We start from the raw sequence: 19,462 nt of genomic DNA, 5'->3' as shown, positions 1-19,462 counted from the left end.
CCTAGAGGATGGAGTGGTTGGCTGGGTTAGCGCGACGTCGCAGTTCATCGAGGAGGCAGCCGGATGGCGCCGTCGAGTCGGATTACCTCGCCATTGAGCATCTCGTTTTCGATGATGTGCTTGGCAAGCTTGGCGTAGTCCTCCGGCGTGCCGAGGCGCGAAGGGAAAGGAACGCTCGCGGCCAGCGCGTCCTGCACCTCCTGGGGCATGCCGAAAAGCATCGGCGTGCCGAAGATGCCAGGTGCGATCGTCATGTTGCGAATGCCGTTGCGCGCCAGATCGCGGGCAATCGGCAGCGTCATGCCGACGACCCCGCCTTTCGAGGCGCTGTAGGCGGCCTGTCCCATTTGCCCGTCGTAGGCTGCGACCGACGCCGTCGAGATCAGGACGCCGCGTTCGCCGGTCGATTCAGGCTCATTCTTGCTCATCGCATCGGCGGCGAGGCGGATCATGTTGAAGCTGCCGATCAGGTTGACGGTGATCGTCTTGCTGAACACCGCCAGCGCATGCGGCCCCGTCTTGCCAACGGTCTTCTCGGCCGGCGCGATGCCGGCGCAATTGACGAGCCCCACGAGCTTGCCCAGCTTCTGAGCGGCAGCTACGGCCGCCTGTCCATCCACCTCCTGGCTGACATCGCACTTGACGAAAACGCCGCCAATCTCCTTGGCGACCGCCTCGCCTTTGTCCGCCTGCATGTCGGCGATGACGACCTTGCCGCCGTTCGCCGTGAGGATCCGCGCCGTGCCTTCTCCCAGCCCCGACGCGCCGCCGGCGACGATGAAAACGTTTCCTTCGATCTTCATGATGTGCTCCAGAGAAATCAGCCGCAAGCGGCGCTAGAAATTGGAATGGAACGCGCCGCGCGGAATTTTCTGAGCAGGCGTTCCTTTGCTGCGTCGAACTCGGCGATGGCTTGCATCTTGACTGGACCGTAGCCGCGAACCTGATCGGGCAGCGCCGCGAGCGCCAAAGCTGTATTCAGGTTGCAGGGCTTCAGTCGGTTTGCGAGCTCATCTATCACGAGGAGATAGTCTTCGAGGAGCTTGCGCTCTGCCGCTCGTTCCGGGTTCAGACCGAAAGGGTCGAAGCGCGTGCCGCGAAGGCCTCTCATGCGCGCCAGGACAGCAAACGCACTGAAGATCCAGGGGCCAAACCTAATCTTTCGGGGGCGGCCGCGCACGTGCGAGCCTGTCGACTCGCCGAATACCGCCTTGGTGAGCGAGCTTGCGCTGAAGGCATGGAAGGCATCGGGCCTCGAACGGCTCTGCATTCGCGCCCGCATTTGCTCCCGCGGAAGTTCTGCGTCGCGCTGGCGCACGATTGCCGCAGTGGGCGTCAGATCTTCGTTCAGCACGATGGCCGAGCGCAAGGCGGACAAGCGCGCGATCGTATCGTCGCCCGCGGATACAACCAGGTCGGTGCCGATCAGGACATCGGTCTCGCCCGATCCTATGCGAGAGGCCTGGATCGCCGACGCGGACGGGCCAATGCGTACCTGACTGAGCACACTCAGTTCGGCCTTCAGTTGAACTCAATCTTTCTGACTTTGACCAAGTCATTCCATCGCTTTTCCTCTCTCGAAACGAGAGCCCTGGTCTCATTCGGATCTGAAGCTTTTGAAATCTTGATGCCGCCCAAGGTTTTCAGTTTTGCGACGAACCCCGGGTTCTGCTTCACCGCATTGATGGCCTTATTGAGCTGTCCAACCTCATCCTGCGGAGTTTCTCTCCCGGCCAGCAGCACATAGGTAAACGTTGCTTCGAACCCTTTGAGACCCCCTTCGTGCAGGGAAGGCACCTCCGGCAATTCCGGGGCGCGCTCAAGCCCTGTAGTTCCGAGAACTTTCAGCTTTCCGCTCGCCACAAAGTCATGGGCCGAGACTGGAACCATTGCGTAATCCAAACGGCCGGCCGTGAGCTCTAGCAGCGCAGCCTGTCCGGAGCCGTATGGCACGTGAATGGATTTCGCCCCGATCGCCGCATTCAGTTCTTCACAGAACAGGTGCAGTGGGCTACCGACGCCGGCTGACCCGTAGCTGTATTTTCCTGGGTTGGCCTTGAGTGTCGAAACAAATTCTCCAATGTCTTTGGCGGGAAAGTCCGCTCTGACAGCAAGCAGGGCCTGAATTGTCAGGAGCGATGCCACTGGAGCAAAATCCGACAACCCGGCGAAGGGCAGTTTGCCCTGAAGTGCCGGCGGGATCACAGATGGCATAGCTGCCAAAAACAGGGTTCTCCCGGCGGGTTGCGCGCGAGCGACGTAGGTGGCGGCTACGATCTGGTTTGCGCCCGTCTTGTTCTCTACTATGACCGGGACATTCAGCACCTGTCCAAGTTCGTGACCTAGTGCTCGAGCCATCACATCGGCCGCCGACCCGGCGGGGTATGCGACAACGATCGAAAGAGGCTTTTCACCTTGTGCTACGGCCGCAAGTGGAGCGAGCAACGTCGCAAATCCGCCAGCAAGGACGACTTTACGGCGAGTGGTGTGAAAGGCGGATCGGGAAAAATTCATGTTGCCTCCGAAGTCTTAAAGTTGCGATTGCTTAAAAAAACCACTGCATTTCACTAGTTCAACCCTTATCAGTGACGCCGTGAGGGGGCCACGCGTGTCTAACAACAATCTCTGCCAGTTCATCTGCCTTTGACAGCGGAAGCAGATGGTGCCCGCCGTCTATAAACAGCGGTCCAAGCTTTACCCCGGCTGCCCTCTTCAACTCATGCATGATGGTGGGCGTAGCCGAGGCGTCTGAACTGCCGCCGATACAGATGGAGCGCAGGTCGTTGCTCAGGGGAGGTATGGGCGGAAATGAAGCCATTGCCCGCCAGCTTGCCGCCCAAATCGCAGGCCGCAGGGCGAGCAACGTCTGCCGTGCATATCTCACGCATTCGTGGTCCGCTGCTATGTCCGCTTCCGAGAACCAGCGCGCGATAGTTTCGATTTCCACTGCCGCCATGCCGCCGGCCAGGGCTGGAGGCCCTCGACCTGCGAGTGCGGACACCGGACCGGGCCCTCCGGCTACGAGAGCGACGCTCGTCCAACGAGTCGGGTCCTGGGAGGCGGCCATCCGGGCAACTGATGAACCCATGGAAGCACCTAGTAGTCGTGCTTTCCTCACATTCATCGCATCCAGCATGTCAAGAACATCTTGAGCCATCGCTTCCAGAGAGATCGAATCGTCGTCGGAAGTGGATGCCCCATGCCCTCTTAAGTCCGGAGCAAGAATCCAGCACGCCCCGCGACGTGCCATTGCAGCTGCCAACCAACGAAACGAGGACCCCTCAAGGCCGAGCGAGTGCAATAGTACGAAGGGGATCGCGTCATCGGCGGAGGTGCCCCATTCATGCAGCCTGGTTGTCCCGGAAGGGAGCTTCAACAATCGTTGGTTCATACGCGACCCAACACTTCTTCAGTGTGCTCGCCGAGACGGGGGGGGCAGTCGTGTTTGGTCCGGCCAAGCGGAGAGAATCGCAGTGGATCGCCAGCTACAACGATCGCCTCGTCGTTTCGCGGGCTCTGCACCTCCAGACGCATCCCGCGTTGAATCACTTGTGGATTATTTAGGTCGCCAAGAATCTGGGTTGCGAACGGTCCTGAAAGCAAGGACGTGAAATCGGCGATGCGTACACCGGCAAGAGGGCCCTGAGTCTTGGTCATGTGAACTAACTTTTCAGGAGGGTTACAGCGCATGCGCCATGCTCAAAATTGGAGACGCCTCCGCCGGTCACGTGGGCAAGACCCACACGCGCATCGGTCACCTGGTGTGCGCCACTTCGACCTTGAAGCTGGCGTGCAATTTCGGCGATCTGGGCAACGCCGCTGGCGGCGACCGGATGCCCCCGCGACATAAGGCCCCCGGAAGGGTTGACTACTTGTGTGCCCCCTAGCGAAGTCGTCCCGCTACGGAGCAAAGCGAGAGCGTCTCCAGGCTTGCAGAACTGAAATGCTTCGTAATACATCAGCTCCGCAATTGAAAACGAGTCGTGGATCTCAGCGACATCGATGTCCTGAGGAGACACTCCGGTGGATTCGTATAGCTCGTTCGCCGAAAGCGTTGACACATGTGAGGTTGTCATCGAATAAGGCCCAGGCTCATACTTTCCGGAATGCAGCGCTGAGCCAGCGATTTGGACGGGACGCAGTCCGCTGGCAGCTCTTTTGAGCAGCCTCTCCGAGCCGAGGACAACCGCCGCCGCACCGTCACCAGTCGGGCAACAGTGAAGGAGTCGAAACGGGTCTGCGATCTCGCGTGAAGAGTTCACCTCGTCTAGCGTCACCGGTTTCTGAAAGAACTGGGCTAGCGGATTGAGCGCACCGTGTTTTCTTGCTTTCACCGTGACTTCCGAGAAGTTGGTTGCATCCAGCCCGTGTTCGTGCATGTAACGACGCGCTCGCATCGCATATAGAACCGGCATGCTTAGGCCGTTGATGGCATCCCAGTCCTCACGATTCAATGGCAGACTGCCGCCGCCGAGCTTGGACAGCATGTCAACGCCTATCACAACAGCCGCCTCGGCGCGACCAGTTGCGATGCGAGCTGCCGCTTCATGCACTCCGACCGCACTGCTGGAACACGCATCTTCGACGTTGATGATGGGGATGCCAGATAGCCCAAGTTGCCCAAGAACTTGCTGGCCGATCATCGAGCCGCCAAACACCGACGATGCGTAGGCGACATCAATGTCCTGGCGTTCGACGTTGCTTTCTCGAAGTGCCTCAAGCACTGCGGGCGCAGCGAATTGCTTATGAGTAAGGTGAGGGAACCGGCCGAACTTTTGAATGCCGGTTCCGAGAACATATACGGTGCGGTTCATTCAGTCCTCTTGCTTTCCGGTTGGCAAGGCGAACACGAAGGACGGTCTGCCGCTAGCTGGCTGCACGGATGAAAACCTGACAGGAATGCCACAACTGGGTTGCTGCGGCTCATTGCCCGTCAAGCGACCGAAAACCCGAACCCCCTCGGGCAAGTCGACGTACCCCACGAAATGCTTTTCGCCCTCTAGTAGTTGCGACGAAAAACTATATAGAACGCCAGTCCGAGACAGTTCCTTGACCTGAAGGTTGCGCGACCAGCATTGCGGACACACATCCGAAGGCGGAAAGTTGTTGAACCCGCAGGCCGGGCAGTGAGAACATGCGAAAAGAGGCTGAGGCAGCTCACGAGTCGTTTTCGCGATAGAGCTCGGCCCATCTTTGGCGGGAACAGGTGAATTAGTCATTTGAATGCGCCCCCGGTGCGTTAACGGCCCGTGAATCGCGGCGGACGACCTTCAGCGGCGGCCGCGGTGGCCTCCGTCACGTCGTTGCTGTACTCAACCGATGCTCTGAGCGCGTCTGACAACAGGCGGGCGCTGGCGAAGCCGGAATTCATACGCGCATTGATGATTCGTTTAGCTCCGCGTATTGCTAACGGACCATTGGCGACGATCTGCTTTGCGAGACTGAGCACTTGCGGCATTAGTTCTTCCGCGGGATGTACTGCAACAACATAGCCAATGCGCTGCAATTCCGAGGCGGTAACGCGGCGCCCCGTGGCGATGATCTCAAGCGCGCGGGCACGCCCGACTATGCTCGGCAAACGCACTGGTCCTCCAGCGCCCGGGAATCCGCCCCAGGCGGCTTCCGGAAGGCTTATGGACCCAGTGTCGGCCGTCACCCTTATGTCACAAGCCATGGTTAATTCAGCCGCGCCGGCGCGCGCCTCACCATTCAATGCGGCGATGACAATCTGCGGCAGCGCCTCAATATCGTCGAAGAGCCTGTTCCCCCACTTGATCATTCCGACGATTTCTTCTTTGGACAGCTCCTGACGAATGGCGGGACTCAACACTCCACTTGAAAAGAACTCACTGCCAGAACCCGTGATGATCAGAACATGCGTGGCCTCGTCCTGCTCTAAGTCCTTAACGAGCTGAGCAAGGTCCTTTAAAGCGTCCGGCGTAAGCCTGTTGCCGTTCGATGGTCCTTGCAGGGTCAGCGTCGCGATGCCGTGTTCACGTGTGATATCCAGAAGAGTCTGCGACATAGATGGCTTTCAGATGTGATGTGACCAATGACGTAGCACTGTGGCGGCTAGAACTCCATCTCAATCCCGATCGCGCCTATGCTCATGCGGGCATAAGCGCTACTGTCGCGATGCTTGCGCCGCATCCCGATCAACGGGATGGCATCCCGTTGATCGGTAATATCCCATACCGGCGGTTGGATGTCAACCCCGGACAGCGACGCGGCGGGTGGCCGGAATGCCCCAGTCGCTCAGTGGCTGGAGGAGTTGATTCGGAATGTGAAGAACCTCTTGCCCTCGCGATTGCAGGTATGCGGTTAGCGGATACCGAGCGCCACTCGGCGTGTCAGCTCTCACTCCTCTATAGTTCCGCTTTTGAAACCACAGACGGGCACGGCGAAACTGTCACCCGGGTTCGCCGTTGACGAACAATGAACAGTGACAAATCGATGACAGGGACGGTCGCTCGAGTCGCCTTGTTGATAAAAGTGTTGGCGGAATCCGAGGGCGATTCATCGGTAGCGCAGGTCAGCGACAAAATGAATCTGCCGACGTCCACGGGCCACCGGCTCCTCGGCTTACTTGTCGACACTGGGCTTGCCGAGCGAGGGGGAAGACCAGGTACCTACCGCCTCAGTCTTGAGTTCCTTCGTCTTGGCGGCTTGGTGGTTGGACGCACCGATGTGACCACCGTTGCCGAAACGTTCATGCAGGAGGTTGCCACTGCGACAGGAGAGACCTGCATATTCAACCTTTATAGACCGTCAGATGGAATGGGGATGGTTGCAAAGGTGGTCCATGGGCGGCATCCACTAAGGTATGAATCTCAAATGTTCCAGATTGCGCCTTTGACGTTCGGAGCAACAGGGCGGGCAGTCCTTGCATTTCTACCTCGAGAGAGCGCTCAAAAAATTCTAGAGAGGGGGGACGTTTCGCCTGTCTCCGGGTTACCGATCGATTCCCAAGCCCTAGAACTTGAACTTGCCGAGATCAGGCGGAAAGGCTACGCCTTCACCAAATCACAGCGGGTCGCAGGCGCCGTTGGGTTGGGCGCACCTGTGTTCACAGGTGCCGGGCTTGTCGTGGGCGCGCTATGCGTCACCATGCCAGAAACTCGGTTCGAAGATTCGAAGGAGCAAGAGCTCGCAAATATTCTGGTCGGGCATGCACGGAAGATGAGCGAAGTTTTGGGCTATAAGCCAAGGCTCGCTCAGCCCCACGGCAATTGATGCGACCGGTTTACTGCCTCGTGTGATCTGCTTGACTCAAACACCACTCGCGTCGCCTCTGACTGGACGAGCGGCTAGCTGAGGATTGTTGACCGGCGCTCAGTCAGCGCGCACGCGCTTAGATGTGATCGCGGGCTGCGACTAGCCCGCCCTACCCTGCCCGCTCTCTGCCATTGCTCCAGAACGACCGCTTCTATGAGGACTCGTTTGTCAAGCCTTTTTGATCAACGTATCGGTGAGCGGCATTTCATGGCGGCACCTGTGTTTTGCGGAGCGGATGAGACGGTGGCCTGGCATTGGTGATGCATCCTGATCCGAGGTCGGGGTATGACGAGCGTTCGAGCCAGTGCTCGGACGAACTTCTATCCGTGCATGTATGGACTCGGCGCCTTTTGCAAGCTCTCTTCGGTGACACGACGTAAAACGGTTTGCATGCATGTATACGGCTTGCCGATGGGCCCGTCGAAACATGCCCGCAGCCTCGATGAGATCCGCACACCCGATCCTCAGCAGAGCGACGGCTTGAACCCGAAGGAGCAGCCAGCACGGATAACAGGCTTGAGGGTGTTGGTCTAACCAGTTTTGTCATCCACTTCCGAAAGCTTCGCAAACCAGTGCTGGGTCTTTCCATCCCTTCCGAACGAACGTTGTGTTTACAGTACAGTTTCGAGGCGGTCGATCGAGTTCGCTCAGCGCGCCGTGGCGCTCGACCGGTAAGTCGTGTCGCTGCTGAGCAATACCTGGATTACCCGCGCGTTCTTGTTGGCGAGGGCCACGGCCGCGCGGTTGTAGCCCCGTCGCGCGATCAGGTCCTGAAGCCAGCGACTTTGCGCATCGGTCTTGCCCGCGACGTAGCGCAGCACCGTTCGCGCCCCGTGAATCAGCAAGGTACGAAGGTAGGTGTCGCCCCTTTTACTGATGCCCTTGAGCTGCGACTTTCCACCCGACGAATACTGGCGCGGCACCAGGCCGATCCAGGCCGACAGATGCCGCCCGTTCCTGAACTCCTTGGCGTTTCCGACGGAGGCCACCATAGCCGTCGCCGTGATCGTCCCGACTCCGTCAACGACCGCGATCTTCTTGCACAGCGGCGAGCGCTTCATGAACGATTTGAGCCAGGTCTCGGCACGTTCGATGTGCCCTTCAATGGCTTGTATCTGCTGCATGATTTCCAGCACCATCGCCTGGCAGATGCTGGTGACCTCGCCTTCGCAAGCGCTGAGAATCCGCGGCACCGCACGCTTGAATGCCTCGGGCGACTTTGCCATCGCCACCCCGCGTTCGCCCAGCAAGCCTCTGGCCTGATTGATCAACGCCGTGCGCTGGTGGACCAGCAACTCGCGCACCCGGTGGACCGCTTGCATGTCTTGCTGCTCAACGGATTTCACTGCCACGAAGTTCATCGTCGGCCGGCTGGCTGCTTCGGCAATCGCTTGCGCATCGTTGCTGTCGTTCTTGTTGGTCTTCACGAACGGGGTGACGTACTGAGGGCTGATCAGCCTCACCTCGATGCCCATATCCCGGAAACATCTTCCCCAGTGGTGCGCCGAACTGCACGCCTCCATCGCCACGACGCGCGGGCGCAATGAGCGAACAGCCTCCACGAAGTCATCACGCATGACCTTGGAGCGGTGCAAGGCGTGACCGCGGCGATCCGCACCGTGAAGCTGAAACACGCGCTTGGCCAAGTCAATGCCGAGAATGTCGATTTCCATCGCGGACCTCCACAAGAACGGTTGATGAGTCGCTCAGTTTCCTATCGGGGTGGCGCCGAGTCCATCTCAGTAGGGCGTGGACACCCTGCACCTCATGCTGCATGCGCGCGAAGCGCACTGGCAAACCCCGGTTACCGGCGCGCCCCATCTCTTGGGACGGCCACTGTGCAGTGACCCGCGGTCGTTGCGGGCGCGTCGACCTTTGATCATGATGATGCGTTCCTTGGCCACTGTGTGTTGGGACCAGGCTGCTCGGGACTTCAGGCAGTGACCGGCTTGAGCTGGGCTCCGGCCGGTATCTCGCCGTACTGCAGATAGCGCCACAGCGCAATCGCCAGCCTTCTCGCCAGGGCGACCACGGTTAACGTCAACTGCACTCTCGTCCAACCAGTCGTGGGGTTGGGCCGAGATTCGGCATCCGTTCCATCCACGTAGGGGGCAGCGCTTTCCTGTATTGAAGGCGCGATACGTTGCTGGTGTCGACACGCTGATCCTTCAGGATGATGGCGAGCGCCTCAGCTTCGCCATCGCTCGCGAATGGACCGACCTCGCCGTGCCCAATCCATGCCAGCGAGTTGACGGCTCCACGGCTCGGCTGGACCTGGGCTCGCTGTGCGATCTGGTCGCGTTGCTTGAGATCCTGACAGCTCGCTCGTGCGGAGGGCTTGTCAAATGAGCTCTCATAAACTATTCTCGGACCAGTTATATCCGTGGTCCGTCAAGAATGACAGAGCCGACCTCTTCAGCCCTCAAGCGACGCCGCAGGCAACTGCTGCGCAAGATGCCGCCGCTGGACGCCGTGCTTCGGGGCTCCTTGATCGAACGCTACAAGCGCTGCGGCAATCCAAACTGCAAGTGTGCAGAGGGTCCCGGACACGGACCCAAGTACTACCTCTCGGTGAGTTACTCGGGCAGGTCGCCTCAGATGGACTACGTCCCCCAGGCCGAGCACGCCCAGGTATGCGAGCACTTGGCCAACTACGCCCAAGTGCGCGAGATCTTGGAGGAGATCTCCGAGATCAACCACGAACTGCTGCGTCGGCGAGAGCCACTCTGAGGTGCAACGGTGAGCCAGGCATCACCCCTGTCGCCCACCGTCCTCATCGATCTCTCAGTTGGCGCGACTCTGTTGGCCAACATGCTCAGCGCCATGATCGAGGCCGACCCGACACTCATGTCCAGTGTGGAGGCCTGCGATGAACACGACCATCACTCAAGCTCACCTGAGCAAACCGGCGTACATCTATGTGCGGCAGTCGACACCGGGTCAAGTGCGTCACAACCAGGAGAGCACCGAGCGCCAATATGCGCTGCAGGACAAGGCACGGGCCATGGGGTGGCCGCAGGGGTCGATCCGCGTGCTGGATCGGGACCTGGGCCGGTCGGGGGCACAGATCGCCGGTCGCGAGGACTTCAAGACGTTGGTGGCGGATGTCTCGATGGGCCAGGTCGGAGCAGTGTTTGCCCTGGAGGTGTCGCGCCTGGCGCGCTCGAGCCTCGACTGGCATCGGCTCCTGGAACTGTGTGCCCTGACGCACACCCTGGTGATCGATACCGATGGCTGCTACGACCCCGCGGACTTCAACGACGGACTGGTGCTCGGCATCAAGGGCACGATGGCCCAAGCCGAACTGCATTTCTTGCGCGGGCGCCTCCTGGGCGGCAAGCTGAACAAGGCGCAGAAGGGTGAGTTGCGGTTCCCCTTGCCGGTGGGCTTTTGCTATGACGACCACGACCGCATCGTCATGGATCCCGACGACGAAGTGCGGGGGGCCGTGCAACTGGCGTTTCGAGTGTTCCGGGAAACGGGCAGTGCCTACGCCGTTGTCCAACGCTTTGCACGGGACGGCCTGCGCTTCCCGAAGCGCGCCAATGGCGGTGTGTGGGCTACCAAGCTCGTTTGGGGTCGACTCAGCCAGAGTCGCATTCTGACCCTGCTGAGGAACCCGACGTATGCCGGCAGCTACGTTTTCGGCCGCCGCCAGTACGCCAGAAGCATCACCCCCGAGGGCGAGGTGCGCAAGAATGTGCGGGCGGTCCCCATGCCGGAGTGGCGTGTCCACTTGCGCGAACACCACGAGGGCTACATCACCGTGGAGGAGTTCGATCAGAACCAGCGGCGCCTGGCGAATAACCGCAATAACGCGGAAGGCACCGTGCTCAGCGGTCCGGCACGCGAAGGCCTTGCGTTGCTCCAGGGAATGCTGTTGTGCGGCACCTGCGGGCGGGCGGTCATAGTGCGCTATCAAGGCAACGGCGGCATCTATCCCACCTACCAATGCACTTGGAGGCGCCGCGAAGGGCTGGCCACGAAGAACTGCTTCAGCGTGCGCACCGAGCTGCTCGACGACGCCATCTGCGCAGAGGTATTCAAGGCCCTGAAGCCAGCCGAACTCGAGTTGGCCTTGGCGGCCTTGAACGACCTTGAGCAGCGCAACCAAGCCGTCATGCGTCAGTGGCACATGCGCATCGAGCGCGCCGAGTATGACTGCGCATTGGCCAAACGCCGCTATGAAGAAGTCGACCCGTCCAATCGCCTGGTCGCCGCAAGCCTTGAGCGTCGCTGGAACGAAGCCATGTTGCACATCGACGAAGTCAAGTCCGAAGCTGCAAATTTCCAGACCCAGAAGGCCCACGTCGTGACGCCCGAGCAGAAGACGAAGGTTCTGGCTCTGGCTCGTGATCTGCCGCGCGTCTGGCGCGCTGCGACGACCCAGTCGAAGGATCGCAAGCGGATGCTGCGACTGCTCATCCGCGACATCACGGTCGAGAAACTCACTGATGCGAGACAGGTCGTTCTGCACGTTCGCTGGCAAGGGGGTGCCTGCACCGACACCACGGTTCCTCTCCCAAGCCCGATCGCAGACCAAATGCTTTACCCGCGCCAGATCATCGAACGCATACGAGAACTGTCCAGCCGGCTCTCCAATCCACAGATCGTCCAGGCCTTGAATGAAGAGGGCCTTCGCAGTCCGCGTGGACTGCCAATTACGCGGGCGATGATCAAATGGATCCGCATTCGCTACGCCGTGCCTTCCGTCTGTCTGATGCGTCCAGAAGAGCTCACAGCCGAGCAACTTGCTGATCGCCTATCCGTGAGCGTCTATTTCGTTCGCTACTGGATAAAGCGCGGAGTGATTGATGTACGCCATCTCGGCGCACAGGGCCCCTGGTGGATCACGATCACCGACCAACAGGAGCAGCAACTCCGTGATCGCATACGCATCTCAGGTCACTTGAAGAACCATCGCGAGACGCTACCCGACGCCTATCATCCCAACACTCAATCGTAAGGAGTGCTTTATGAAGCCACCATCACGATGCCCACGCGTCGCATGCGCTTGCCTCCGCCTGCGAAGCGCCGGTTGAACCACTGGGTCAAGGCGCTGTCGGGCTGCAAGCGCAGCCAGCTCCAGGCGAGTTCGACCAGCAACGCGCGCGCTCGCTTGTTGCCGGCCCTGCTGATGCCTTGCTCGATCTGGCTGCCGCCGCTGTCATAGGGAATGAAAGGGACTTCCCCGTCCCGATCAAGCCGCTGCGTATTGCGGCTGCCGGCAACAGAGTGCCACGATGGGGTTGCGAATCTCCATCAACTCACTCGGAAAGGGGAAGTCCATGGCTATTTTGTATGTTGGCATCGATCTCGCCAAGAATGTTTTCGCCGTCCACGGCGTCAACGAAGCCGGCAAGCCAGAGCTCGTGCGTCCGAATGTGACGCGCACCAAATTGCTTGAGTTGATCGCCGCGCTGCCGCCTTGCGTGATCGGCATGGAGGCGTGCTCCGGTGCGCACCACTGGGCGCGCCAGTTCATGGCCCACGGTCACACGGTGCGCCTCATGGCACCGAAGTTCGTCAGCCCGTATCGCCTGTCCGGCAAGCGTGGCAAGAATGACGCGGCCGACGCGGCGGCAATCTGCGAAGCGGTGCAGCGGCCGAATATGAGATTCGTGCCGATCAAGAGCCTGCAGCAGCAATCGCAACTGAGCGTGCACCGCGTGCGCCAGGGATTTGTTGACCAGCGCACTGCAACCATCAACCGGGTCCGCGGGTTGCTCAGTGAGTTCGGAATCGTGCTGCCGCTGAAGGCATCGACCGTGCGCAGCCAAGCCATGGCGTGTCTGGAGGATCTGCCTGGGTGGAGCAACACGGTCATCGGCGATCTGCTCAGCGAGTTGACGCGGCTGGACGAGCGTATCTCGCTCTACGACCGGCACATCGCGCAGATGGCACGCGAAGACACTCGGGCCCAGCAGCTCATGCACCTGCCCGGGATCGGCCAGAACACCGCCACCGCGCTGCTGGCGATGATCGGTAACGGGCATGAGTTCAGATGTGGTCGCCAGTTCGCAGCCTGGCTTGGCCTGGTGCCCAGCCAGTACAGCTCGGGTGGGAAGGCACGGCTCGGGCACATCACAAAGGCAGGGGACTCGTACATGCGATCGCTGTTGGTCCTGGGCGCTCGATCGGTACTCAACTCAGCCAAAAACAAAACTGATGCGGTCAGCCGATGGGCCGCAGCGCTGGCCGAACGCCGCGGTTACTGGCGAGCGGTCGTGGCTATCGCTGCCAAGAATGCCCGCATGGCTTGGGCGGTACTGTCTCGAGGGGAGCAGTTCGTAATGCCGGCATGACCCATTGAGCAGCAACTCGAACCTTCGAACCCGGCAACTGCGCCGAATTGATTTCCACCGCCGCTTGACGGCTCGTAGTGATGGAACAAGGTTGGACCTGCGCGGGGAGTGCCTGAGCACCCACGGGAGACGGCAACTGCCTTTCTCGCATAAGGAATGAGGCCCCCGCGTGCGTCTTTCATCAGGGTCCGCAGCGGATGCGCTGCACGAATGACCGTTTGTAGCATCGCCAGTCCGCACCTTGACTCCACTATCGCGAAGCCGCTAGAGCGGACGGGAAGGCTTGAGGGATAAACGCATTTGACTTGTTGGGGAAGCCCTTGTAGCGTGGGTGCCAGCCCCAGGCAGCCGGCCAGTTCGCGCCGATTGGCGAAGCGCCGCCAGCCGAACAACTCCTTGACCAACACCCAAGCGCCCTTGGGTCCGATGGCGCGCAGGCGGGCCAGTTGCGCCACCAGCGGCTGCTTGCCATCGGCCAGTTCCTGGCGCCGCTCGGCCTCCAGCGCCTTGACCTGCTGCTTGACCAGAGTGAGCCGCGCGCTCTCGCGCTCGATCTCGGCACGCAGCAAAGGCGGTATCTGTTCGCCATGGCGCGCCCACCAGGCGGGCCAGTCGCGCCCGCCGATGATGACGTGCGGGCGCAGGTTGTGCAGCACCAGCAGCGAGCCGATGCGATTCATGTGCGCGGTGCGCTCCTGCGTCAACCGGGCCAGCTCGCGATGCATGCGGCGCGCGTCTTCGTCCTCGGGCGTGGGCTCATGCACCACCGACCACACACGCTCGCCGCGGTGATGGCGCAGCAGCATCGCCAACAGCTTGTCGCCATCGAGCCGGTCGGTCTTGGCCCGCCTGGCGTGTCTGTTCACCTCGATGCTGGAGGAGTCGACCACGATGTTGTCGATGCCTTGCTCGATCAGCCAGCGGTGCAGCCACCAGCCGTCGCGGCCGGCTTCATAGCAGGAGTGCACCTTGGCCTGCGGCTCGAGCTTGCAGCGCTCCAAGACCTTGCCTATGCAGTGCGCAACTGCGGCCGTGTCGCCGGCGTCCACGTTGTATCGGCTCGGCCCGCGCTGGCCATCGCTCGTCGTCACCTTCCAGGACTTGTCGCCGAGCTCGAAGCTCATGTACAGGTCGCCCGCGATCGCCGTATCCTTGCCTTGTGGGACTGTCTGGGTCGTCGACATTTCCGTCTCCTTTGCCAAGAGGTTGAGGAAATCCCGTTTTAGCTAAGCGGGTCTCGCTCGGGTAGTCCCACATAGCATCTCAAGCAGCGTGGCGGGCTGTTTCTGATCGTCGAATGAACGACTTGCGCGCACCGTCGTCAAAGTTAGGCGGTAAAATTTGATGGAATTTCTTCTTAACTTTGAACGAACTCACGAACTGAGTTCCTCCAAGGTTGTCGCACCTGGGAACCCTGGAAAATCAACAGCTTACGAGCGCCGCTTTCAAGATTGCACCGGTCGGATTTTCAAGGTTCCGCCGGCGCAAGTGCATCGCACATCCCCAACGGCCGCTTCCGGGCACCATTGCCGTTGCTTCATCAGCGCTGTTCGGACTCATGCCGCCGTTGGCGACTTCGGGGGACTCATTTCGCTTGTCCTCACCATTGGCGACGGAGCACCCACCGCAGGCCCGCAATTCAACGTAGACTCAATCGACCGGAACAACGACAAACACGCGAGCCGACATGGTGCAGCAACATTGGCGTGGTGCATGCAAGGCGCTGGTAGGCCTCGGCCTAGCCTGTGCGGCTTCGGGTGCCGTGGCGGTGGAGAATGAATGTGCAGCGCAGGTGAGGTTGTTGTCCGTGACGCCGAAGGGCCGGGATACGGAGGTAATCTTCCGCGTTCAAACAATTTGTTCCGCAAGCACAGGCCGCTTCGAGTACACCCTCACCAGCTCCTTGCCGGGTGGGATCACTTCTCCGCGGCGAGTTCCTAGCTGGCGGGCCGCCGATGGCCGGTCGTTTAACTGGATCGACGTGGTGCCGAACTCCGGCGCCCTCTCCAACGTTAAGGTGGTACCCAGCTCCATCACGTCGAGGAAGCTTTCATGATGCCTGCACGTACCGGAAGGGACGGAATGGTGATTTTCTCGGGAGCTGCGCCGCGTTCGGCCTGGGCTATTGGCCGTTACGAGGCCGGGTTTTCTTTGCTGCTCGCACCGATGCTCCTTGTCAGCTCCATTGCCTGTGCGGCCCAAGGAGCGGCAACCGAGCTGGCGCCTGCCAACGAGGCGCGCGCTCCCGAAACCTACACGTGGAATCGGGTCCTGCCGCCGCAGATGAGCCGACACGCCGACGTCGTGAGTTTGGGACGGGATGCCTTGTGCAGGGACGTTCGGCCCGATACGAAATGGACAAAGGACGAAGAGCTTCGCACGAGCGAGCAGGTCCTTGCGTGGAGGCGCGACATTACCGAGTTCACCACTCGCCATGATGAATGCTGGAAGCAAGTGGTAGTGCAGGAACGATATTCGCTTCCCACTTTGAGGAAGGTGCACACGTCTGACGGATTTGACGAGACACGAAGGAACATGCTGACCCAGACGCTCTCGGCGGAGTTGACAGCCGGTAGCCAGGCAACGGCCATGACTGTTCAGATCAAGGCGGATCTCCAGAAGACCGAAGAGGTCGTCAGGCTTTGGAAGACGAGCGAAGAAAAAGACATCGAGGTGACCTTTCCTCCCAATACGAGGGTCAGTGTTTGGGCGCTCGTGGAAACCGTGCGCCTGATCCGTCGCACGACAAGCATCTTCACTTTGGGGAGCCAACGACGGGTGACGAATCAGACGGGGCCCAACGAAACCACGACGGCCTTTGAATACACCAAGAGCATCTATCACGACTTGGCAACGGACGCCGAGATGCAACGGGTCAACCCCAAGGCCTTTGGCAAAAACTGAGTGCGATGACGCACAAAGGGCTTGCGAAAATTCGCAGCTTCGGTCTGACTACTGAGGGTAGGGAATGGGAGTTCCCAGCGCGATGAACGGCTGCTTGACCTGCCTCCATGTAGCCGGTTCTGGCCGTCAGCGGCTGGTGAATGGGGCGGTCCAGCCTGGCCGAAGGTCGAGAGCGAACTCTTCGCGCACCTTTTTCAATGATGGCTCCCAGCCCATGGCCGCCTCGACCTCGCCAACACACCCCCAGCAGTCGCCGGCGCATTCCACCGACAACGGGTCGTCGTCTTGGTCGAGCTCACGCCCGCAAATCTGGCATTTATGGCTGATTGTTGCCCGCCATGTCGTCAGTTCGCACGCTTCGGAGCCCGAGTGCGACCGTCCGGTTCTGGCCGCATTCTGCCCGTCAAGCTTACTTCGCAGCCTCCTCTTCGCCCCGTTCACGGGGGCTAAAAATTCGCCGCCGTGGTGGTGTGGTATCCGGTAAGCCTGCCACCCTGCGTCGCCTCAGCGCCCCGTGCTTTCCTTGTTGAAAACAGCAGTGTCGCGGCCGCCATTCCGAATAGTGCGAGCAGGGTCCACGCGCCGAATGCATAAACAAGGCCAATCGATACGAGAGCAGCAAGAATAAAGAGCAGTGCCCTGAGCATGGGCTCAGTTTGCCTCCCTGCGGCCATCTTGTATCGTGAAGTGTGGTCAGATGGCGCGGTCGTTCTTCAGAACGCTCGGCGCCAACCGCGGGAACTCAAGTCGCTGTGACGGCCCAGTCGCGCTGCCTTTGCAGGACCTCGGCCGCATCGATGCCCGCAAGCTCTCGGTACACCGAAGGCGCCGTGGCGCCCTCGGTGTTGATCAGCAAAATCCTCGATTTCGCGTTGATAGAAGTGCGCGCGCGCAGCATCGCCGACCGAGCGAGTTCGCAGAGAGCTGCCACGCCCGCGGCACCCGATTCACCGCTGACGATGGGAATGTCTCCGCGCGAGCCTCTGGCCATTCGCCGCATCGCCTCGACGGCCTGATGGTCCTCGATGGTCAGGAACCCGTCGATGGTGCCTTCGAGGAAACGCCAGGCCAGCGGAGAGGTCTCGCCGCACGCCAATCCCGCCATGACCGAATCAACGGAGCCCGTGGCCCGCGATGGCCGTCCTCGCATCGCGCTTTGCAGCAAGCAGTCCGCCTGGCGCGGCTCGACCACGACGAGTGCGGGCCGTGCCGCGCCGAAGGCCTCCCACAGATAGCTGGCGATGCCTGCGGCGAGTCCGCCGACACCGCCCTGCAGGATCACATGCGTGAACGGCGAGGATCCGACTTCCTGTTCGAGCAGCTCGTCGACAATCGTTCCATAGCCCTGCATCACGTCACGAGGCACGGTCTCATATCCCTCGTACGAGGTATCCGAGACCACTTGCCATCCGCTCTGCCGAGCGAGCGCCGCCGCATGCGCCACCGATGCGTCGTAGTTCCCCTCCACCCGGATGATCTCGGCGCCGAGTTCCGCGATTTCTGCCGCGCGCTCGGCGCTCACGTGCTTGTGGAGCACGACGACGCAACGTACGCCGACACTGCGAGCCGCACCGGCCAGTGCGCGGCCGTGGTTGCCGTCCGTGGCGGTGATCACGACCAGCCCTCGCAGCTCCGCCTTGCGTGCGCCGCGCAGCAGGTCTTCCGGATCCCACCCCGGACGCTCGCGCAGGACCAAGTGCACCAGCGCAGCTGGTGCGCCCAGTGCCTTGAAGCTGCCCAGCGGCGATCGCTTCGACTCGTCCTTCACCAAGATCGCCGCTACGCCGAGTTCGCGCGCCAGGTCGGGAAGGCGCCACAGCGGTGTCGGCCCGGGCGAAAGCATCGGCCAGGTCGATAGCCAGCGTCGCGTGCGCCTGGCCTGCGCAATGCTCAGGATGTCTCGCAGTTCGTCCGGATAGGCGCGCCGGCACGCGTGAGGATTGCTGAAGAGCATGCGTCGGCTCAGTCGGCCTGGACGCCGGCCGCCTTCACGACCTTGGCCCACTTGTCAGTTTCGGACTTCACGAACCGGCTGAAGACCTCGGGCCCCATCGGCGTGTACTTGAGCCCCTCGTTCTGCAGCTTCGCCTGCACTTCCTCCGAGCGCATGACTTTGTCGATTTCATCCGACAGCTTCTTCAGCACCACGGACGGCGTGCCTGCCGGGGCGAGGATGCCCGTCCAGTTACGCACTTCGAACCCGCTCATCCCCAACTCCTCCAGCGTCGGCACGTTCGGCAGCGCGGGCGAGCGCGTCTTGCCCAGCGTAGCCAGAGGAACGAGCTTGCCGGCCTTGATGAAGGGCAGCGCCGGCTGCAGCGTCGCGAACGACAGCGAGACCTGCCCGGCGACAAGGTCCGTCAGTGCGGGCGCGTTTCCCTTGTACGGAATGTGCGTCATCGAGGTTCCGGTCGCCGCTTTGAACAGCTCTCCCGCCAGGTGCCCGGTGGTGCCCGCTCCTCCGGATGCGAACGTCATTTCATTGGGCTTGGCTTTCGCCAGCGCGATCAGCTCCTTCGGCGTGCGTGCGGGCACGGAGGGGTTGACCACGAGCACGGTTTCCGCGTCCGCCACGAAGGCCACCGGCGCGAAGTCCTTGATGCCGTCGAAGGGCACCTTTTGATAAAGCGTAGCGTTGATCGCGTGGGTCCCGATCGTGCCCATCACCAGTGTGTAGCCGTCGGCAGGGCTCTTCGCCACGAGGTCGGCGCCGATGTTGCCGCCGGCGCCGGGCCGGTTGTCCACCAGCGCGGCCTGGCCGAAGGTCTTGCCCATGCCGAGCGCGATGATGCGGGCCAGCGCATCGGAATACCCGCCCGCTGGAAATGGCACAACGATGCGTATCGGCCGCTCGGGGTAGGTGTCCGCACGCGTGGGTGCAGTGTGGGCGAGCGCAATGCCAGCCAGGGCGATGGTGAGTAGCGCAGCCCTTCGAGCCGCACCGCAATGGAGATGATGAAGGTGCATGGTGTGTGGAT

The 19,462-nt window shown here is 61.1% G+C and carries 18 protein-coding genes and 2 pseudogenes; 6 read left to right on the top strand and 14 right to left on the bottom strand.

The window, feature by feature from the left end:
* Nucleotides 1-44: 44 nt before the first annotated feature.
* The 8 genes from ACSQ9I_RS39390 to ACSQ9I_RS39355 are packed head-to-tail and all read right to left on the bottom strand — an operon-like array spanning nucleotide 45 to nucleotide 6,025.
* Nucleotides 45-803 carry a 3-hydroxyacyl-CoA dehydrogenase gene (locus ACSQ9I_RS39390; RefSeq protein ID WP_436317321.1) on the bottom strand — a complete coding sequence of 253 codons (759 nt, stop codon included), beginning with the start codon at nucleotides 801-803 and terminating at the stop codon, nucleotides 45-47.
* Between the two features lie 17 nt (nucleotides 804-820).
* Nucleotides 821-1,507, bottom strand: a complete 687-nt coding sequence (locus ACSQ9I_RS39385) for a DUF6537 domain-containing protein (protein WP_436317320.1) — start codon at nucleotides 1,505-1,507, stop codon at nucleotides 821-823.
* A gap of 14 nt (nucleotides 1,508-1,521) precedes the next feature.
* Nucleotides 1,522-2,514, bottom strand: a complete 993-nt coding sequence (locus ACSQ9I_RS39380) for a Bug family tripartite tricarboxylate transporter substrate binding protein (protein WP_436317319.1) — start codon at nucleotides 2,512-2,514, stop codon at nucleotides 1,522-1,524.
* A 58-nt stretch (nucleotides 2,515-2,572) separates the two neighbouring features.
* Nucleotides 2,573-3,391: an alpha/beta fold hydrolase gene (locus ACSQ9I_RS39375; protein WP_436317318.1), complete on the bottom strand. Its 819-nt coding sequence runs from the start codon at nucleotides 3,389-3,391 to the stop codon at nucleotides 2,573-2,575.
* Complete coding sequence (locus ACSQ9I_RS39370; protein ID WP_436317317.1) at nucleotides 3,388-3,657, bottom strand: hypothetical protein; 270 nt, start codon at nucleotides 3,655-3,657, stop codon at nucleotides 3,388-3,390. Before ACSQ9I_RS39370 ends, ACSQ9I_RS39375 begins: the two co-directional genes overlap by 4 nt.
* A 5-nt stretch (nucleotides 3,658-3,662) precedes the next feature.
* Entirely contained in the window at nucleotides 3,663-4,814 is a 1,152-nt protein-coding gene (locus ACSQ9I_RS39365) for a thiolase family protein (RefSeq protein ID WP_436317316.1), read from the bottom strand.
* Entirely contained in the window at nucleotides 4,815-5,219 is a 405-nt protein-coding gene (locus ACSQ9I_RS39360; RefSeq protein ID WP_436317315.1) for a Zn-ribbon domain-containing OB-fold protein, read from the bottom strand. It abuts the gene before it with no gap.
* A gap of 20 nt (nucleotides 5,220-5,239) precedes the next feature.
* Nucleotides 5,240-6,025: an enoyl-CoA hydratase/isomerase family protein gene (locus tag ACSQ9I_RS39355; RefSeq protein WP_436317314.1), complete on the bottom strand. Its 786-nt coding sequence runs from the start codon at nucleotides 6,023-6,025 to the stop codon at nucleotides 5,240-5,242.
* Between the two features lie 410 nt (nucleotides 6,026-6,435).
* On the opposite strand from ACSQ9I_RS39355, the gene ACSQ9I_RS39350 reads away from it, so the two are divergent.
* Complete coding sequence (locus tag ACSQ9I_RS39350; RefSeq protein WP_436317313.1) at nucleotides 6,436-7,233, top strand: IclR family transcriptional regulator; 798 nt, start codon at nucleotides 6,436-6,438, stop codon at nucleotides 7,231-7,233.
* A gap of 689 nt (nucleotides 7,234-7,922) precedes the next feature.
* Here ACSQ9I_RS39350 and ACSQ9I_RS39345 read toward each other — a convergent pair.
* Nucleotides 7,923-8,948: an IS110 family transposase gene (locus ACSQ9I_RS39345; protein ID WP_436317312.1), complete on the bottom strand. Its 1,026-nt coding sequence runs from the start codon at nucleotides 8,946-8,948 to the stop codon at nucleotides 7,923-7,925.
* Nucleotides 8,949-9,357: 409 nt separating this feature from the next.
* On the opposite strand from ACSQ9I_RS39345, the gene ACSQ9I_RS39340 reads away from it, so the two are divergent.
* From ACSQ9I_RS39340 to ACSQ9I_RS39330, 3 genes are all read left to right on the top strand, one after another.
* Nucleotides 9,358-9,624: a DUF5372 family protein gene (locus ACSQ9I_RS39340; RefSeq protein WP_436317557.1), complete on the top strand. Its 267-nt coding sequence runs from the start codon at nucleotides 9,358-9,360 to the stop codon at nucleotides 9,622-9,624.
* Nucleotides 9,625-9,672: 48 nt separating this feature from the next.
* Complete coding sequence (locus ACSQ9I_RS39335; protein WP_106561479.1) at nucleotides 9,673-10,005, top strand: DUF6788 family protein; 333 nt, start codon at nucleotides 9,673-9,675, stop codon at nucleotides 10,003-10,005.
* A 139-nt stretch (nucleotides 10,006-10,144) separates the two neighbouring features.
* The gene (locus tag ACSQ9I_RS39330; RefSeq protein WP_436317311.1) at nucleotides 10,145-12,241 is read left to right on the top strand and encodes a recombinase family protein; all 2,097 of its coding nucleotides are present in this window, start codon (nucleotides 10,145-10,147) and stop codon (nucleotides 12,239-12,241) included.
* A gap of 14 nt (nucleotides 12,242-12,255) precedes the next feature.
* On the opposite strand, the pseudogene ACSQ9I_RS39325 reads toward ACSQ9I_RS39330, so the two are convergent.
* A pseudogene (locus ACSQ9I_RS39325) lies at nucleotides 12,256-12,450 on the bottom strand (transposase); the annotation flags it as partial.
* A 113-nt stretch (nucleotides 12,451-12,563) separates the two neighbouring features.
* On the opposite strand from ACSQ9I_RS39325, the gene ACSQ9I_RS39320 reads away from it, so the two are divergent.
* Entirely contained in the window at nucleotides 12,564-13,580 is a 1,017-nt protein-coding gene (locus ACSQ9I_RS39320; protein WP_436317310.1) for an IS110 family transposase, read from the top strand.
* 326 nt (nucleotides 13,581-13,906) lie between these two features.
* Here ACSQ9I_RS39320 and ACSQ9I_RS39315 read toward each other — a convergent pair.
* A pseudogene (locus tag ACSQ9I_RS39315) lies at nucleotides 13,907-14,764 on the bottom strand (IS110 family transposase); the annotation flags it as partial.
* Between the two features lie 868 nt (nucleotides 14,765-15,632).
* On the opposite strand from ACSQ9I_RS39315, the gene ACSQ9I_RS39310 reads away from it, so the two are divergent.
* On the top strand, nucleotides 15,633-16,484 hold the full coding sequence (locus tag ACSQ9I_RS39310) for a hypothetical protein (protein ID WP_436317309.1): 852 nt from the start codon (nucleotides 15,633-15,635) through the stop codon (nucleotides 16,482-16,484).
* Between the two features lie 446 nt (nucleotides 16,485-16,930).
* On the opposite strand, the gene ACSQ9I_RS39305 is transcribed toward ACSQ9I_RS39310, so the two are convergent.
* From ACSQ9I_RS39305 to ACSQ9I_RS39295, 3 genes are all read right to left on the bottom strand, one after another.
* On the bottom strand, nucleotides 16,931-17,131 hold the full coding sequence (locus ACSQ9I_RS39305) for a hypothetical protein (protein WP_436317308.1): 201 nt from the start codon (nucleotides 17,129-17,131) through the stop codon (nucleotides 16,931-16,933).
* Between the two features lie 95 nt (nucleotides 17,132-17,226).
* Complete coding sequence (locus tag ACSQ9I_RS39300) at nucleotides 17,227-18,438, bottom strand: diaminopropionate ammonia-lyase (RefSeq protein ID WP_436317307.1); 1,212 nt, start codon at nucleotides 18,436-18,438, stop codon at nucleotides 17,227-17,229.
* Between the two features lie 8 nt (nucleotides 18,439-18,446).
* Nucleotides 18,447-19,451: a Bug family tripartite tricarboxylate transporter substrate binding protein gene (locus ACSQ9I_RS39295; protein ID WP_436317306.1), complete on the bottom strand. Its 1,005-nt coding sequence runs from the start codon at nucleotides 19,449-19,451 to the stop codon at nucleotides 18,447-18,449.
* Between the last annotated feature and the right edge of the window lie 11 nt (nucleotides 19,452-19,462).

The sequence above is a fragment of the Variovorax sp. LjRoot84 genome (assembly GCF_964254305.1).
Taxonomy (GTDB): Bacteria; Pseudomonadota; Gammaproteobacteria; order Burkholderiales; family Burkholderiaceae_C; genus Variovorax.
Note: the sequence above shows the minus strand (reverse complement) of the source record. Positions and strands in the feature narration are given on the sequence as shown.

Bases quoted from the DNA above. Each gene is read 5' to 3' on its own strand.
- ACSQ9I_RS39330 (WP_436317311.1), top strand. From the start codon at position 10,145: ATGAACACGACCATCACTCAAGCTCACCTGAGCAAACCGGCGTACATC.
- ACSQ9I_RS39350 (WP_436317313.1), top strand. From the start codon at position 6,436: ATGAACAGTGACAAATCGATGACAGGGACGGTCGCTCGAGTCGCCTTG.
- ACSQ9I_RS39295 (WP_436317306.1), bottom strand. From the start codon at position 19,451: ATGCACCTTCATCATCTCCATTGCGGTGCGGCTCGAAGGGCTGCGCTA.
- ACSQ9I_RS39365 (WP_436317316.1), bottom strand. From the start codon at position 4,814: ATGAACCGCACCGTATATGTTCTCGGAACCGGCATTCAAAAGTTCGGC.
- ACSQ9I_RS39375 (WP_436317318.1), bottom strand. From the start codon at position 3,391: ATGAACCAACGATTGTTGAAGCTCCCTTCCGGGACAACCAGGCTGCAT.
- ACSQ9I_RS39310 (WP_436317309.1), top strand. From the start codon at position 15,633: ATGATGCCTGCACGTACCGGAAGGGACGGAATGGTGATTTTCTCGGGA.
- ACSQ9I_RS39335 (WP_106561479.1), top strand. From the start codon at position 9,673: ATGACAGAGCCGACCTCTTCAGCCCTCAAGCGACGCCGCAGGCAACTG.
- ACSQ9I_RS39380 (WP_436317319.1), bottom strand. From the start codon at position 2,514: ATGAATTTTTCCCGATCCGCCTTTCACACCACTCGCCGTAAAGTCGTC.
- ACSQ9I_RS39360 (WP_436317315.1), bottom strand. From the start codon at position 5,219: ATGACTAATTCACCTGTTCCCGCCAAAGATGGGCCGAGCTCTATCGCG.
- ACSQ9I_RS39355 (WP_436317314.1), bottom strand. From the start codon at position 6,025: ATGTCGCAGACTCTTCTGGATATCACACGTGAACACGGCATCGCGACG.
- ACSQ9I_RS39320 (WP_436317310.1), top strand. From the start codon at position 12,564: ATGGCTATTTTGTATGTTGGCATCGATCTCGCCAAGAATGTTTTCGCC.
- ACSQ9I_RS39390 (WP_436317321.1), bottom strand. From the start codon at position 803: ATGAAGATCGAAGGAAACGTTTTCATCGTCGCCGGCGGCGCGTCGGGG.
- ACSQ9I_RS39305 (WP_436317308.1), bottom strand. From the start codon at position 17,131: ATGCTCAGGGCACTGCTCTTTATTCTTGCTGCTCTCGTATCGATTGGC.
- ACSQ9I_RS39370 (WP_436317317.1), bottom strand. From the start codon at position 3,657: ATGACCAAGACTCAGGGCCCTCTTGCCGGTGTACGCATCGCCGATTTC.
- ACSQ9I_RS39300 (WP_436317307.1), bottom strand. From the start codon at position 18,438: ATGCTCTTCAGCAATCCTCACGCGTGCCGGCGCGCCTATCCGGACGAA.
- ACSQ9I_RS39345 (WP_436317312.1), bottom strand. From the start codon at position 8,948: ATGGAAATCGACATTCTCGGCATTGACTTGGCCAAGCGCGTGTTTCAG.